This window comes from Nannocystis sp., from assembly GCF_016714285.1.
In the GTDB taxonomy this organism is placed as follows: domain Bacteria; phylum Myxococcota_A; class Polyangia; order Nannocystales; family Nannocystaceae; genus Nannocystis.
Map to the genome: position 1 here is coordinate 680490 of NZ_JADJNN010000003.1, position 14315 is coordinate 694804.

10 protein-coding genes are annotated in these 14315 nt (G+C 71.1%); 5 read left to right on the forward strand and 5 right to left on the reverse strand.

What is annotated here, in order from left to right; translation table 11 throughout:
* Positions 1–23: 23 nt before the first annotated feature.
* Positions 24–1565: an amidase gene (locus IPJ59_RS10430; protein ID WP_293271192.1), complete on the reverse strand. Its 1542-nt coding sequence runs from the start codon at positions 1563–1565 to the stop codon at positions 24–26.
* Between the two features lie 50 nt (positions 1566–1615).
* Between IPJ59_RS10430 and IPJ59_RS10435 the strand changes: the two genes are divergently transcribed.
* Positions 1616–3478, forward strand: a complete 1863-nt coding sequence (locus tag IPJ59_RS10435; protein ID WP_293271194.1) for a DUF2079 domain-containing protein — start codon at positions 1616–1618, stop codon at positions 3476–3478.
* Between the two features lie 5 nt (positions 3479–3483).
* Here IPJ59_RS10435 and IPJ59_RS10440 read toward each other — a convergent pair whose 3' ends face one another.
* The gene (locus IPJ59_RS10440; RefSeq protein ID WP_293271196.1) at positions 3484–4464 is read right to left on the reverse strand and encodes a hypothetical protein; all 981 of its coding nucleotides are present in this window, start codon (positions 4462–4464) and stop codon (positions 3484–3486) included.
* Positions 4465–4673: 209 nt separating this feature from the next.
* Here IPJ59_RS10440 and IPJ59_RS10445 point away from each other — a divergent pair, with 209 nt between their 5' ends.
* Positions 4674–5609: a zinc dependent phospholipase C family protein gene (locus IPJ59_RS10445; RefSeq protein ID WP_293258856.1), complete on the forward strand. Its 936-nt coding sequence runs from the start codon at positions 4674–4676 to the stop codon at positions 5607–5609.
* Entirely contained in the window at positions 5606–6019 is a 414-nt protein-coding gene (locus IPJ59_RS10450; protein ID WP_293258854.1) for a hypothetical protein, read from the forward strand. The genes IPJ59_RS10445 and IPJ59_RS10450 overlap by 4 nt, the downstream gene beginning before the upstream one ends.
* A 219-nt stretch (positions 6020–6238) precedes the next feature.
* On the opposite strand, the gene IPJ59_RS10455 is transcribed toward IPJ59_RS10450, so the two are convergent.
* The 3 genes from IPJ59_RS10455 to asnB all read right to left on the reverse strand — a co-directional run bounded on the left by IPJ59_RS10455 (position 6239) and on the right by asnB (position 10604).
* Positions 6239–7207, reverse strand: a complete 969-nt coding sequence (locus IPJ59_RS10455; RefSeq protein WP_293258852.1) for a cupin-like domain-containing protein — start codon at positions 7205–7207, stop codon at positions 6239–6241.
* Positions 7208–7644: 437 nt separating this feature from the next.
* On the reverse strand, positions 7645–8937 hold the full coding sequence (locus IPJ59_RS10460; protein WP_293271198.1) for a pyridoxal phosphate-dependent aminotransferase: 1293 nt from the start codon (positions 8935–8937) through the stop codon (positions 7645–7647).
* Positions 8934–10604, reverse strand: coding sequence for an asparagine synthase B (gene asnB, locus IPJ59_RS10465; RefSeq protein ID WP_293271200.1), 1671 nt, complete (start codon positions 10602–10604; stop codon positions 8934–8936). The genes IPJ59_RS10460 and asnB overlap by 4 nt, the downstream gene beginning before the upstream one ends.
* A gap of 542 nt (positions 10605–11146) precedes the next feature.
* Between asnB and IPJ59_RS10470 the strand changes: the two genes are divergently transcribed.
* Both IPJ59_RS10470 and IPJ59_RS10475 read left to right on the forward strand, forming a co-directional pair.
* On the forward strand, positions 11147–12466 hold the full coding sequence (locus IPJ59_RS10470; protein WP_293271202.1) for a KamA family radical SAM protein: 1320 nt from the start codon (positions 11147–11149) through the stop codon (positions 12464–12466).
* On the forward strand, positions 12463–14184 hold the full coding sequence (locus IPJ59_RS10475) for an amidase (RefSeq protein ID WP_293271204.1): 1722 nt from the start codon (positions 12463–12465) through the stop codon (positions 14182–14184). The genes IPJ59_RS10470 and IPJ59_RS10475 overlap by 4 nt, the downstream gene beginning before the upstream one ends.
* Positions 14185–14315: the final 131 nt, after the last annotated feature.

Sequence of the window (14315 nt, forward strand, 5' to 3'; positions counted from 1 at the left end):
GCGGCGTGGTGCCGCAAGGGCGATCAGGGGGAGGCGGTGGCGCGGAAGCTCGGGGGCGTGCGGGCGTGGGTGGCCTGTTCGAAGGCGTAACCGAGGGCGAGGAGCTCGGCCTCGTGGTTGGCTGGGCCGAGGAAGGTGAGGCCGAGCGGGAGGCCGCGGTGGTGGCCCATGGGGACGGTGAGGCTGGGGGTGCCGGCGACGGCGGCGATGCTGTAGCCGGAGCCGCCGAAGTGGTCGCCGTGGATGAGGTCGGTGGGCCAGGCGGTGCCGGTGGTGGGGGCGACGAGGGCGTCGAGGTGAAGGAGCTCGAGGGCGGGGCGGAGGCCCTCGTCCCAGGCGAGGCGGCGGGCGTCGGCGCGGGCGCGCAGGTAGATCGGGCTAGCGAGGTCGCCGCGGACCTGGGCCTGCTCGAGCAGCTCCTGGCCGAAGAAGGGCATGACGACGCGGGCGTGGGCGTGGTTCCAGGCGATGAGTTCGCCGAGGCTGTGGATCGGTGTGTTGGGATCGAGGTCGGCGAGGTAGGCGTTGAGGCCGGCCTTGAATTCGTGGAGGAGGAGCTCGAGCTCGGGGCCGTCCCACTGGCCCCACGTGGCGATCTGGACCGGGTCGACGAGCTCGGCCCCGGCGGCGCGCAGGGCCGCGTAGGCGCGCTCGCTGACGGCGTCGACGGCGGGGTCGTGGCCCATGGCCTGGCGCAGCACGCCGATCCGCCGGCCTCGCAGGGCGTCCGGGCGCAGGCCGGCGCTGTAGTCGGTGTCGCCGTCGACCATGGCCGAGAGCAGCAGCGCGGCGTCGCGGACGTTGCGGGCGATCGGCCCGGCGCTGTCCTGGGTGGCGGAGATCGGGATGATGCCGCGCTGGCTGACGAGGCCGACGGTGGGCTTGAGGCCGACCAGGCCCTGCACGGCGGCGGGGCAGAGGATGCTGCCGTCGGTCTCGGTGCCGACGCCGACGACGGCGAGGCCGGCCGCGACCGCGACCGCGGTGCCGGAGCTCGAGCCGCAGGGGTTGTGATCGAGGGCGTGGGGGTTGCGGGTGAGGCCGCCGCGGCTGCTCCAGCCGGAGGTCGATCGCGGCGAGCGGAGGTTGGCCCACTCGCTGAGGTTGGCCTTGCCGAGGATGACGACGCCGGCGGCGCGCAGCTGGGTGACGAGCTCGGCGTCGGCGCGCGGGCGGTGATTCGCGAGGGCGAGCGAGCCGGCGGAGTTGACGAGGCCGCGGACGTCGATGTTGTCCTTGATCACGATCGGGACGCCGTGGAGCGGGCCGCGGATGTGGCCGCGGGCGCGCTCGCGGTCCAGGGCGTCGGCGTCGGCGAGGGCGCGGGGGTTTCGCTCGATGATCGCGTTGAGGTGCGGGCCGGCGTCGTCGAGGGCGGCGATGCGGGCGAGGTGGGCGTGCGTGAGGGTGCGGGCGTCGAGGCTGCCGGCGGCCATGCGGCGCGAGAGCTCGGCGAGGTCGATATCGAGGAGATCCAGGGCCTCGCCTGCGTCGGGGAGCGCGGGGCCGAGGCCGCCGGGGTGACAGGCGAGGAGGGTGAGCGCGAGGAGGAGATTGCGGCGCATGACCAAGCTCGGGCTCGCGGCGGCGGTGGAGAACAGGGTATATCGCGGAGGTGTCGCCCCGCGAGACACCGCCGCGTGCGGGCCCCTGGTTGTGGCTGCTGGCGATGGCCGTGGGGCCGGGGCTGGCGCTGTGGGCCGTGGTGCAGGCGGAGCCGGCGGGGTTTGTGCTGCGCGACGAGCTGCAGGGGGCGCGTGGCGGCGTGGCGTGGTTCCTCGCGGGGAGCGCGGCGCTGGTGCTGGGGCTTTGGTGGCTGCTCGCGCGGCGGGTCGGCTGGCGGGCGGGGCTGTCGCTGGTGGTCGGGCGCTGGCGCTGGCTGGCGGGGCTGCCCTTGCTGCCGCTGCTGAGGTACGAGCCTTCCGGGGCGACGGGGCTGCTGGCGCCGTTTCTGGTGGTGCTGGGCGGCGGGCTGGCGGGGTGGTCGGCGTATGCCTGTTCGGACATGTCCGGGAGGGCATGGTCGAAGGTACAGGCGGTGTTCGGGTCGGCGCGGGCGTGTGGTGGTTTGCTGGCGGTCGCGGGTGCGGGTGTGCTGGCGCGGGTGTACGACCTGGCGCTGCTGCGGCACGAGGCGCTGTCGTCGCGGGTGTACGACCTGGGGATCTACGATAACTTGTTATGGAACACGCTCCACGGGCGGCCGCTGGTCAGCGTCTTCGTGCCCGGGGGGAATCACCTGACGGCGCACGTCGACCCGGTGCTGCTGCTGCTGACGCCGATCTACGGGCTGGCGCCGGGGCCGGAGATCTTGCTGGCGATGCAGGCGGTGGCGGTGCTGTCGGGGGCGGTGCCGGTGTTTCTGATCGCGCAGCGGCGGCTGGGGCGGCCGTGGCTGGCGCTGACGCTGGGGTGCGCATATTTGCTGTACCCGTCGGTGCACGGGACGATCTTGTTCGACGCGCACTCGCTGGCCTTCGCGGCGGCGCCGTGCCTGTGGGCGCTGTATTTGCTCGAGCGGGAGCGATGGTGGGGTTATGCGGGGATGGTGGCGCTGCTGCTGGCGACGCGCGAGGATCTGGCGCTGTGGTGCTGTGGGCTCGGGCTGTACGCGGCGCTGGGACGCGGGGCGCGGCGGGTCGGGGCGGCGACGATCGCGGTGGCGCTCAGCTACTTCGTGCTGCTCAAGGGGCTGGTGCAGCCGGAGCCCGAGAGGTATGCGCGCAGGTATGCGGGGTTCCTGCCGGACGGCGAGGGCGGGTTCTCGGAGGTGCTGGCGTCGCTGCTGAGCAACCCGGCGCACGCGGTCTACGAGGTGCTGTCGGGGCCGAAGCTGGTGTTCCTGGCGGTGCTGCTGGCGCCGCTGCTGCTGCTGCCGCTGCTGGCGGGGCGGCGCTGGTGGACCTACGGCTTCGGGCTGGCGTTCACGCTGCTGGCGAGCAACACGATGAACTATTATGCGTTGTCGCATTATACCGTGATGATATTCCCGGTGCTGTTCGCGGCGACGCCGGCGGCGATCGATCGGGCGGCGGGCTGGGTCGGGCGGCTCGGCGGGGACCGGGAGCGGGCGCTGCGGGGGCTCGGGGTGGCGGTGCTGGTGGCCTCGCTGCTGGCGACGCTGCGGCTGGGGGCGCTGGTGGACAACGGCAGCTTCCGCGGCTGGCCGCACGGGCTGAGCTATGGGCTGAGCGAGGCGCAGCGCGGGCGGATCGCGTGGTTACGCGAGGTGGCCCGCGGGATCCCGGCGACGGCGAGCGTGGCGGCGAGCAATCAGGTCGGGGCGCATTTCTCGACGCGCGACGGGATCGCCATGTATCCGCAGGTGAAGGACGCGGACTGGCTGGTGCTGCACAGCAAGGACCTGCAGCCGAAGGGCGGGGCGGTGGACGTGGGGCGATTCACGCGTCGGGGTTATGTGCTGGTGGAGCAATGGGAGCAGGAGATCTATGTGCTGCGGCGAGACGCGGGGCGCTGACGGGCTCAGGCGGCGCGGCAGAGCTTGACCTCGATGGCGTCGAAGGTCCATCCGAGCGACGGCGCGTGGCAGCAGGTCGCCGTGTCGGACTGCTTGCCCTCGACGTCGTAGCATTCGAGGGTCTCGGAGTTGCTGAAGTGGAGGATCAGGGGATATCCATCGTCGGCCTGGAGCCGCGCGTCGGGGTGCGGCTCGCCGACTAGCAGCTTGTCGGCGATCGACAGCTGGATCGCCGCGCCCGCCGCGTCGTAGATCAGCTCGACGGGGTTCATCTGGCCGGGAGTCGGCACGACCATGGGCTCGCCGCCGAAGATCTTGAACGGCGCTGTCTCCGGGCCGCAGCCCGGGCCTTGCCACGGCGGGTCCTTCCAGTACACCTCGGCGATCAGCTTCTGCTTGCCGGGGCCCGTGAGCGCGTATTCCCCGATGTTGCCGCCCTTGCACCAATGTGCTCCGCGACGGATCGTCAGGAATTGGTGGAAGACCGGGACCAGCTTGGGCGGCTGATAGTACGGGTTGTAACATTCGCCGCCCCAGTCGGCCGGGTCGAAGTTGAAGCGGACTTCGAGGCGAGCATACTCGACGCCCGGCGTCATCGGCAGCTCGAACGCGAAGCTCGGGGTGTCGGCCGTGACCGTGAACGGACCGCCGAAGCTCAGCGCCTCGCAGAGCTCGCCGGGCGTGTCGGTGGTCGTGCTCGACGCGCCGGGGCCGGTCGTGTCGGTCGCCGTCCCGGCAGCGCCGGTGGTGTCCGCTGAGGTCGTCGTCGTCGTCGTCGTCGTGGCTGTGCTGGTGCTCGCGTCGGTGGTTGTGAGGCTCGTGGACGTCGGCGTCGGCGTCCCGGTCGTGGCGTCAGCGATCGCGGTGCTCACCGAGGTGCCCTCGGCGTCGGCGCCTGGGCGGCCGGCCTCTGCACAGCCGTGGAGGCCGACCAGGACCCACGCGCGCAGCCACCGTCGAGGAAGTGTTGTATGAGCGCAGGTCATGCGCGCATTATCGCACGGGCCTTCGCCGTTTGTGGTGGACGGCCTGGCGCTCGGCCGAGAGGCGCCGCACGGTCAGCTGTGACCGCGGCGCGCCGGCCCGCGACGCGGGGGAGATTATCGCTGAGGAATGGCGGCCTGGTCAGGCGGAGATACGGGGAGAATCCCCGTTAATATGCGGGAGGCCAGCGATGATAGGATGGGCGCCGCGCATGCCCGGTCCCTACGCACATCTCACGCTGGTGCAGCTGTTGCGCAGCAGGCTGGCCGCGGGCGAGTTTCCGGAGCTCGGCGCCGAGGCGCGGGCGGCGGTGGCCCGCTCGACGGCGTTTTGTGAGCTCGGCGCGTTCGGTCCGGATACCTCGTATTTTGCGATGGCGCAGCCGGGCAGCGCCCGCTGGGGCGACCTGCAGCACAAGGGTGGGGCGATGCGGGTGTTGTTGCTGGGGGCGAGGGCGCTGCGGCCGGTCGCGCCGGACGAGCGGCGGCGGCGGCTGGCGTGGCTGCTGGGCTACGCCTCGCACGTGGTGGCGGACGCGATTGTTCACCCGGTCATCGAGCATCTGGTCGGGGACTACACGGCGAGCCGGGAGACCTACGATCATCACCGGCAGGCCGAGCTGCACCAGGACGTGTTCATCTACCGCCAGCTCGGGCTCGACGAGGTCGGCAAGGCGGCGCACATGCGGGCGATCGCGGGGCAGTGCCGCGGTGCCGGGGGCGAGGTGCTGGACCGCGGAGTGGCGGCGCTGTGGACCCGCTGCCTGGAGGGCGCGTACAGCGAGCGGCCGGCCGGCCACGGGCCGAGCCCCGAGCGGTGGTTCGCGGCGTTTCACGGTATGATCGACCTGGCCGACGAATCGCATCACTTCACCTTCCTGCGCGGGCTGCTCGACGCGCGCGGGGTCGTATTTCCGCGGCTCTCGGAGGTCGATCCGACCTTTGTTCGCGGGCTGTGGACGCCGGCGGGGCGTCAGGACTATGATGCTATCTTCGCCCGGGTGGTCGAGGAGACCGGGCGTATGTGGGTCGACGTCGCGGACGCGGTCGCGGGCGACGAGGCGGCGCTGGTGGCCCGTCCGGACCTCAATCTCAATACTGGCAAGGTGATCCCGGCCGGGTTTGCGCTGTGGGGGCCGCGGGCGTGAGGCTGACGACGCTGCTGCTGGTCGCGGCGTTGAGCGGCGGGCGCGAGCGCTGCGGCCGCGGTGACGAGGCCCGGGCCGAGCTCGCGCGGCAGGTGACGGACATCAGCGCGGGGGCGGAGTCCTACGCGCAGGAGCGGCCGGCGCTGAGCGGGGCGCAGCTGCTCGTGGCGATGCAGGCCGATCCGGACCTGGGCCCGCTGGTGCGCGAGCTCGGGAGATATCAGGTGAAGCTGCTGGCCCGCGGGGGGCACGTGGTGGTGCTGCTTTGCAGCGAGGACGGCGCGCGGGCGCTGCTCGAGGACAGCGCGTGCACGCCGGCGGTGGACCGCGACGAATCGGCGGCGCCGGGGCGCGCGTGCGGGTTCTCGATCGATCCGGTCGTCGCGTGCGCGCGGGCCCGGGCGCCGTGAAGGTCAGCGGATCGCGCCGGGCTTGTACCACTCGAAGTCGGTCTTCCAGCGGAAGTGGTTGGAGGCGACGCTGATCGCCGGCGGGAACTCGCGCGACCCGGACAACCATGCGTCGACCGCGGGCTGACTCAGTACCGACGGCGGACCCTCGATCCGTCGCTAGCGAGCGGGTCGAGGTCTGGCACAGGCCGCCGGAGTCACAGGTGATGAGGTGCCGCATCACCGGCCCGGTGTGCCGGGCCGGTACCAGTCGAAGTCGTTGGGCCAGGTGAAATGATTGAAGGCGATGCTGATGCTGAGGTCGAGGGCGCGGACGTGGTGCCACCAGCCCACCGGGAGGAAGAGAGCCTCGCCCGGAGCGAGCACGATGTCGAAGCCAGGGACCGCGGCCAGCGCCGCGGCATCACGCTCCGGGTCGAGGTTGTTGTAGACGCCACGTGCGCGGGCCAGTAGCGCCGGCTCGTCGGGTGCATACAGGCGAAAGCGCTTTCGGCCGACGATCTGAAAAAATAGGATGTTGGAGGTGTCGTGGTGGAGGGCCGTGACAGTGCCGGCGGGGCCGAACCAGAAGGCGCCGCACCGTGCCGCGCGGTCAGGCTTGGGATCGAAGTAGCCGGCCGGTAGTTCGATGTCTTCGAGCAACGGCTTCAGGCCCGGGCGGGCGAGGTTACGGTTGTTCGCTATCAAATAGAGATCGTTGGTATCGCCGGCCGCGAGCACCCGGGCGACGAAGTCGGCCATCGTGGCGGTGCTGCGGTGGCGTTCGAAGTTGAGGTCGGGTGTCTCGTCGTCGGCGCGCCCGGCCTCGATCTCCAGCTCGACATTACCGTAGTGCTGGCGTAGATGCTCCGGGCTCCAGCGGTGAAAGGCGGGCCAGCGCGGGATGATGTCGGTGAAGACGACGGGCGTGCCGGTGCTGTAGTAGTGGCGCAGGAATTCGTCCGGGCCGGGAGCCCTGCGGCGCTCGATCTCGGCGCCGCGGAGGGCCTGCAGCGAGCGTCGCAGACGGGCACCTAGACTCTCATGGTCCGTGAGTGACAGGCGCCTGCGGGCGGCCTCGAGTTCGGGGCTGCGAGCGGCCGCTGCGAGGCCCCGGGCTGCGAGCTTTGGCGGGACGCCGTTGCTGACCAGGACGGCGTGCAGCGATTCCCGCGCAACGCCGCGAAGGAGGTTGTCGGCCAGCCACACGCGCCAGGGTCTGGCGATCGCCCAGCGAGCGTGGCCCCGGTCAGGTCGGGTAACTAGGCGCAGGCGTCCTCGCATGGTTCAGAGCTCGTCGGCGATGGGACTCAGCATATCCCGCGGACGATAACACACCGGGCGCGACTGCTGCGAGCGGCGCTGCTACTGCTGCTGGTGCTCGGCGCGCTGCGGCTGCCGGCGGTGACGGAGATGGTCGCGCGGATCGGCCTCGACGCGACGCGGGGGGCGTTGCTGACGGCTTTCCTGCCGCTGGCCGGGTGCTCGGCGCCTGTGCCTCGCTGGCGATCCTCCTGAATCGATCACGACCGGGGCTGCGCGTGATGTGACCGCATCGACTCGCTGGATGCGGCGCTGGGCGTCGTCGCCAGCTGGGACCTGCCCACGTCGCTGCACAACGACGAGCGATCGTTCGCCGTGCAGCCTCATCCGCGCACGAGCCAGTCGCACATGCGATCGAGGGCCGTCGTGACCCGCGGCGTCACTCGCCGCAGCCACGCTTCGTCGACCGTCGCATCGCGCGCGTGCTCGGCCAGCGCCCGCTCGCCGTCGAAGTCGACGTAGGCCAGGCGCGCCGTCCAGTCGCCCTTCGGTCGCCCGAAGTCGCTGCCCGGCAGGATGGCAACGCCGGTCTCGGCCAGCAGGCGCGCGCACAGGGCGTCCCCGTCGGCGATGCCGCGGGCCTGCAGGCGCTGCGCGTGGCCAGAGAAGTCGGGGAACAGGTAGAAGCCGCCCTCGGGTCGATGGCAGCGGGCGCCGGCCGCCACGAGCTTCTCGCTGCTCCACGTACCCAGCGCCCGCAGGATGTCTCGCGCGTGGACGAGGTAATCGTCGATCTCCGGGCCGCACGCGAACGCCGTGACGGCGGCGCACTGGATCGGCGCGCTGGTGGTCGTGTAGGTCTCGCTGGCCACCGCCGTCATGGCGTCGCGCAGCCAGCGGAGCTGCGGCGGGAACAGGAAGGTGCCGAGGCGCCAGCCGCCGGCGCCGCACCACTTGCTGAGGCCCGCGCTGAGGATCGTGCCCTCGGGATAGAACTCGGCGATGGAGCCGTGCGCGCCTGTGTGGTGCAGCTCGCCGTAGATCTCGTCGGAGATGACGATGAGCTGATGCTCGCGCGCGACGGCGGCGAGGACCTCGAGCTCGTCGCGCGAGAAGGTCTGGCCGGTAGGGTTCGAGGGATAGTTCAGGATCAGGACCCGCGGCCGCCCGCGGTCGCGTCGGCAGTGCGCGTCGAGGGTGTCCGGTCGCAGCATCCAGCGGTCCTCGAGCGAGGTCGGCAGGAAGTTGACCTGGCGGCCAATGATCCGCGCCTGCGGCGAGTACGAGACCCACGAAGGTGCAGGCAGCAGGAGGTCGCCGTAGAAGGCGAGCTGAGCGATGAACATCAGCTCTTTGCTGCCGGGCGCGACGAGCACATCCTCGGCCTGGTAGCCGTGGCGAAGCCCGGCGCGACGACGGTGGAACTCGGCGACGGCCGCTCGCAGCTCGGGCAGGCCGCGCACGGCCATGTACTCCTTGCGGTGCGCGTGCTGACGCAGCGACTCGACCACGGAGGGCGGAACCGGAAACGGCGACTGGCCGAGGCCCAGCTTGTACACGGCGTGACCGGCGGCGATGAGCGCGTTGCTGTGCTCGTTGATCGCCACCGTCGCCGACGGGTGCATACCGCGGACGTTGAGGTTGAGGCTCGGGGGCGGGCCGGCATGGTCGGTCATCCTGTGGTCCTCCGCGTCGTATGGTTGGCATGGAAGGGGTTGGCCCGGCCGGAGCTGTCGCCGCTGTCCTGCCAGCGTGGGACCCAGCGGGCGACGCAGCGGGCCGCGTGCTCGCCCGGGAACAGCGCCTCGAAGCGGCTGCGGTACAGGTAGGCCTCCTTGGTGGTCGGCGGGGCGTGCGGGAAGCGGTCGGCGGCCTCGGCCAGCTCGCGCTCCGAGACCTGGGCCTCGGCGTGGGCGCGCAGACCGTCGACCCAGCGGTAACCGACGCCGTCCGAGAACTGCTCCTTTTGCCGCCACAGCACGGCCGGTGGGATCAATGGATCGCTCGGGTCGGCGAAGGCGGCGCGCAGCAGCCACTTCTCCATGCGGGCCTCGTGGCTCTGGTCGCCCGCCCGCGGCTGCTTGAGCTCGGGGGCGATGTTCATCGCCAGCTCGAGGAAGGCGAGGTCGAGGAACGGCACGCGGGCCTCGACGCCGTGGGCCATCGTGCTCTTGTCGGCGCGCAGGACGTCGCTGAGGTGGAGGTTGGCGACGCGCTCGACGGTCTCGCGGTGGAAGGCCTGCGGATCCTCCGCGTGATAGAAGTACAAGTACCCGCCGAAGATCTCGTCGGAGCCCTCGCCGGACAGGACCACCTTGACGCCCTGGTCGCGGATGTAGCGGCTGAGGAAGTACATCGGGATGCTCGCCCGGATGGTCGGGATGTCGTAGGACTCGACGTGACGGATGATGTCGTCCAGCGCGGCGATGCCGTCCTCGAGCGAGAAGCAGACCTCGTGGTGGCGGGTGCCGAGGTGGGCCGCCACCTCACGGGCTGCCCGCAGATCGGGCGCGTCGGGGCCGATGCCGATGGCGAAGCTCTGGACCTCGGCCGCGGGGTCGCGCGCGCGCAGCAAACGAGTCGTGAGCCCGGCGATGAGGCTCGAGTCGAGGCCGCCGGAGAGCAGCACGCCGAGCGGCACGTCGCTCATCAGGCGCTTGTCGACCGCGGCCGCGAGCCGCTCACGCAGGCCGCTCGCGTCCGCATGGCCGGGCCGCGCGCCCTGCAGCCAGCTCGGCTCGTAGTAGCGGCGGAGCCCCTCGTGACGGGTGTACAGGTGCCCGGGCGGGAAGGGCTTGAACCAGACGCAGTGGTCGCTGAGGGCCTTGAGCTCCGAGGCGAACCACAGCCTGCCGGCCGCGTCGCGCCCGTAGTAGAGCGGCTTGATGCCGATCGGGTCGCGGGCGACCATCCAGTCGTCGCCGCGCTCGTCGCTGCGGATCGCCGCGAACGCGAAGATGCCGTCGAGGCGGGGGACGAAGGCGTCGCCCTCGACCTCGTAGAGGTGCGCCAGGACCTCGCTGTCCGAGCCGGTGTGAAAGCTGTGGCCCCGTGGGGCCAACTCCCGCTGTAGCTCGCGAAAATTGTAGACCTCGCCGTTGTGCACGACGACGGCGCTCGCACCGTCGGTTTCACTCGAGCCCGCGGGCCGACTGGCGATGGGCTGCTGACCGGATGCAGGGTCCATGATGGCGAGGCGGCGGTGGCAAAGCACGCCGACACCCGTCTGCACATGTACGCCCCGCCCGTCAGGCCCGCGGTGCGCCAACCGGTCGGCCGCTCGGACCGCGCGCAGGGCGACGATATCGTCGACGTCGCCGAATACTGCAAGAATTCCACACATGGTTCGCTCCTCGGGCCCTGCTTCGGGCCTTGTCGCGGCATAGTAATGAACGTCAGCACATCTGGCAACCTGTCTATTAAGACAGGAAGCAATCACTGCGACCTCGATCGCGCGCCCGCCGACGAGGCGCTCGGAGGCTGCATGTCCGGGGGATTGCCTCGCCTGCACAATGTCGATGTGTGGATTATCCGCGGCCGTGTCGCAGGGCCCCGGAAACGGCGTATGCCCCCTCCAGGAACCTAAATTCGCGGATCAGGAATTTTCTGCTTGCGTGGCCCGCAGACCCCGGTCTATGGTGGCGTGGCTGCCTACGCAAGGGGCGGCCGTGTGGCGTGGCGCTGCGATGCAGCGTGGCGTGGCAAGGTCGTGGCGAGGCGCACCATCGACGGCCCGCGGCGCAGCAATGTGCATCATCGCTCGACATCAGGGCGCCGCGGGTAATCCTCACCAAGGAGAGACCCGTGCCGGATGGCATGCTGCAACAATCTTCGTACCGGGCGTTCACGCTACGGGATCTGCCCACAATCCCACAAGTGGCGGCGATGCCACCCGATCTGCGGCTCCAACTGCAGGCCGTGGCGTCCGTGCTGCCGTTCCGCGTCAACCGCTACGTCATCGACCATCTGATCGACTGGTCGCGGGTGCCCGAGGACCCGATCTATCAATTGACCTTTCCGCAGCCGGGCATGCTCGACGCCAGCGATTTGGCGACCATGACGGGCCTGCTCCACCGCGAGGCCTCCTCGCGGGAGGTCGGGGCCGCTGTGCGCGCGATCCAGCACCGCCTCAACCCTCACCCGGCTGGCCAGGTCGACCTCAATGTCCCGATCGAGGACGGTCGCGAGGTCCGCGGGGTGCAACACAAGTACGGCCAGACCGTGCTGTTCTTCCCGGCCCAGGGCCAGACCTGCCACGCGTACTGCACCTACTGCTTCCGCTGGGCCCAGTTCGTCGGCCTCGAGGACATGAAGTTCGCGGGCAAAGAGGCCGGTGAGCTGGTGGCCTATCTGCAGCGTCACCCCGAGGTCACCAGCGTGCTGTTCACCGGCGGAGACCCGCTGGTCATGCGCACGGCCCTGCTGCGGCGATACATCGAGCCGATCCTCGCGGCCCGCCTGCCCCACCTCGCCAGCATCCGGATCGGCACCAAGGCGCTCGCCTACTGGCCGCAGCGCTTCACCGAGGGCCCCGATGCGGACGATCTGCTGCGCCTGTTCGAGGAGGTTCAGGACCACGGCATGCACATGGCGCTGATGGCCCACTCGAGCCACCCACGCGAGCTACAGACCGAGGTGGCCCGGGCAGCCCTGCGTCGGGTCCGCGCCACCGGCACGGTCATCCGCTGTCAGGCCCCGCTGATCCGCCGGGTCAACGATGATCCGGCGATCTGGGCCGAGCTGTGGCGCGAACAGGTCCGCCAGGGCGCCGTGCCATATTACATGTTCGTCGAGCGCGACACGGGGCCCAAGGAGTATTTCAAGGTCCCGCTCGCGCGCGCCCACGCGATCTTCCGCGGCGCATATCGTGAGGTCTCGGGCCTCGGTCGCAGCGTCCGCGGACCGTCGATGTCGGCCACCCCTGGCAAGCTGGTGGTCGACGGCGTCCTCGAGGTCGGCGGGCGCCCGTACTTCGCGCTCAAGTTCCTGCAGGCGCGCAACCCGGACTGGGTCGGGCGCATCTTCCTCGCAGAATACAGCAGCACCGCGGCCTGGCTCGACGAGCTACGTCCTGCCCACGGCGCCAGCGAGTTCTTCTTCGCCGCGGAGATGGACGAGATCAGGCGCAGGCGCGTGCGCCAGCGGCAGACCCTCGGTCCACGTTCCGGCGCCAGCCTGCGCCTTGTCCCCGCCGAGCCCCGGTGAGCCGCAACGGTCCATCGAAGGTCACCGACGCGACCGCGGTGGCGCTGGCGCGGGCTTGCCAGGTCGACCTGAGCGCCGACGCGGTCGGGCGCGCCCGCGAGTATTTGACGGACATTATCGGTTTGCTGGAGACGCTCCGCGAGGTCGACGTCGCTGGGGTGGCCTCGCACTCGGTCGCCGAGGTGATCGCGGGGTTGCACGCACCGGCGGGACCGGCGCCTCCGGACGCAGAGCCGCCTCACATGCCGGAGCCGTCGCTGCGGGCCCATGACGCGCCGTGGTCCGCCTGGACTGCGTGGGAGACGGCGACGGCGCTGCGCCGCGGCGAGGTCTCGGCGGTGATGCTCACGCAGGCCGCGCTGGTGCGGGTCGCCGCGATCGACGTGAGGGTGCACGCGTGGCTGCGGATCGACGAGGACGCGGCACTGGCGACGGCGCGGCGCCTCGATGCGGCGCGGGCACGCGGCGAGCCGCTCGGTCCGCTGGCGGGCGTGCCGACCGGGCTCAAGGACAACCTCCTGACCGTCGGTATGGAGACGACCGCCGGCTCGCGGATCTTGCAGGGCTGGATACCGGCCGAGGATGGTGCGCACGCGGCCCGCCTGCGTGCCGCCGGAGCGGTGATCCTCGGCAAGCTCGCGCTCGACGAATTTGGGATGGGTTCGTCGAATGAGAACACACCCTTTGAGCCCGTGCGAAACCCGTGGGCCCTGGACTTCGTACCGGGAGGATCGTCGGGCGGGTCGGCCGCAGCTGTGGCCGCACGCACCGTCTGCTTCTCACTCGGCTCGGACAGCGGCGGCTCGATCCGCCAGCCCGCGAGTCTGTGCGGTCTGGTCGGGCTCAAGCCGACCTACGGCCGGGTGTCGCGTCACGGCCTCATTCCGGTGGTGCCCGGCCTCGATCACGTGGGCTCGCTCACCCGCGACGTCCGCGACGCCGCGCTCGTGCTCGGGTGCCTTGCCGGCCACGACCCCCGCGACCTCAACTCGATCCGTGCTCCGGTCCCCGACTACCTGGGCGCCGTCGCCCGCGGCCGCGCTGACGGCATCGACGGCATGCGTATCGGGGTTCACCACGAGGCCCTGGCCCTGCCCGGCCTCGATCCCGCGGTGTTGACCTGCTTCATGGCGGCACTGGCGGAGCTGCGGGCTGCGGGCGCCCAGCTGGTCGAGGTCAGCCTGCCGCACTTCCGCCGGGCTGTGCCGACGTACTACGCGCTGGCGAGCGCACAGGCGGCCACCCACCTCGCCCGCGTCGCCTTGCCGGCGGAAGCACGTGGGCAGGCCTTCGGCGAGGAGGTCCGGCGCCGCCTCCTGCTCGGCACGCTGGTATTGCGGGGGGACGGCGAATACCTCGAGCGAGCGACGCGGGTGCAGAGCCTGATCGTGCGCGACCACGCGGCGGCGTTCGAGCGCTGCGACGTGCTGGCGAGCCCGACCACCCGCCTCCCCGGCTTTCGCCTCGGCGAGCGTGTGCGGGATCCCGTGGCGATGTATCTGAGCGATATCTTCGTGATCGGCGCCAATCTCGCGGGGCTGCCAGCGATGTCGGTCCCCGCGGGGTTCGCCCCCGCGAGCGCCGAGCGACCGAGCCTCCCGGTGGGCCTCCATCTGGTCGCCAGGGCGCTCGACGAGACGACGCTGCTGCGCGTCGCGGCGGCTCACGAGGCGCGCACGTGCTGGCACGTGGCGGTTGCGCCGGGCGCGGCCGGATAGCGTTGGCGCGTCCACACCGACGATCGCCCCTGTGGGGATTCGAACCATCGTGGGCGAGATGTCAACAATCTTCGTGGATCGTGGCAAGGCGGGTTGACAGCCGCCGGGAGGCTTCATAAAGTCGACTCGGG